The 1,415-nt window shown below is 42.5% G+C and carries 1 protein-coding gene; it reads left to right on the top strand.

Translation table 11 applies throughout. The features are described 5' to 3' along the window. The first annotated feature begins 180 nt into the window (after positions 1–180). Positions 181–1,305, top strand: a complete 1,125-nt coding sequence (locus GNE10_RS34455) for a thiamine phosphate synthase (RefSeq protein WP_099067780.1) — start codon at positions 181–183, stop codon at positions 1,303–1,305. Positions 1,306–1,415: the final 110 nt, after the last annotated feature.

The raw sequence follows: 1,415 nt of genomic DNA, 5'->3' as shown, positions 1-1,415 counted from the left end.
GGTGACTGTGGATTAATTAGTAATTGAGTAAGTTTGCTCTAATTTTTAATGCTAAACTGTAGCCTCAAAACCCCGATCGCTACCTATACGAACATGGGATAATTTAACATAACCCTTATTCGCACATTTTTTACGTAGATTTAACCAAAATACAGTCAAAAAAAGTAAATTAATTAACTTATGGTTACTAAGACGTATGATAATTCACATTTCGATGAAAGTACTAACGGGGTTGTGGTGATGGTCGAGCCATACAGCCAAAAACAGCAAATACAGCAAGTTGTTTACCGGATTTTAGACGCCAATTTAGACCGCGCTCGTGAGGGCTTGCGAATTATTGAAGAATGGTGTCGCTTTGGCTTAAATAATGCCCAATTTGCTCTTGAATGTAAGCGTTTGCGGCAAGAACTAGCCAAGTGGCATACCCCAGAATTGCGGGCGGCGCGAGATACACCAGGCGATCCGGGGACTGAGTTAACCCATCCTCAGGAAGAAGAACGAGTTAGTATAAAATCGGTGTTGCAAGCTAACTTTTGTCGGATAGAAGAAGCATTGCGAGTGCTGGAAGAATATAGCAAGCTTCACCAGCAAAGTATGGCCAAAGCTTGTAAGCAAATGCGTTATCAAGTCTACACCCTAGAAAGTAATTTAATGGGTTATCAGCGCCATCAATTATTATGGCGATCGCGTTTGTATCTTGTGACTTCCCCTAGTGAAAATTTATTGAACAATGTGGAAGCTGCACTCAAAGGTGGATTAACCCTCGTACAATACCGCGACAAAAACGCTGATGATTCTTTGCGTCTAGAACAAGCCAAAAAACTGCGGCAGTTATGCCACATTTACGGCGCTTTGTTTATCATCAACGATCGCGTAGATTTAGCATTAGCCGTGGATGCCGATGGAGTGCATCTAGGACAACAAGATATGTCTGTTACCGTTGCTAGGCAACTACTCGGTTCCCAGCGCATCATAGGCCTTTCCACCACAAATGCAGAAGAAATGCAACGCGCACTCACAGAAGGTGCAGATTACATTGGTGTGGGGCCAGTTTATGAAACTCCTACAAAAGTAGGTAAAGCAGCCACAGGACTAGAATATGTCAGCTATGCAGCGAAAAATTGCTCAATTCCCTGGTTTGCCATTGGAGGAATAGATGCAAATAATATTAACGATGTCATAGATGCAGGAGCTGAACGTATCGCAGTAGTGCGATCGCTCATGCAAGCCGAACAGCCTACTTTAGTAACCCAATATTTACTTTCCCAACTCAATCGTATTAAACCAGAAGTCATTAGTCATTAGTCATTAAGCATTAGTCATTATTCATTGGGGAAAAAAGGGAGTGTTGACTGTTGACTGATGACTGACAAGTGATTATTCTCCCTTACCTCCCCATCTCCCATGCCCCATCC

The sequence above is a fragment of the Nostoc sp. 2RC genome, from assembly GCF_014222165.1.
GTDB classification, from domain to species: Bacteria; Cyanobacteriota; Cyanobacteriia; order Cyanobacteriales; family Nostocaceae; genus Nostoc; species Nostoc linckia.
The sequence above is the reverse complement of the archived record's forward strand: the minus strand, read 5'-3'. Positions and strand labels throughout refer to the sequence as shown.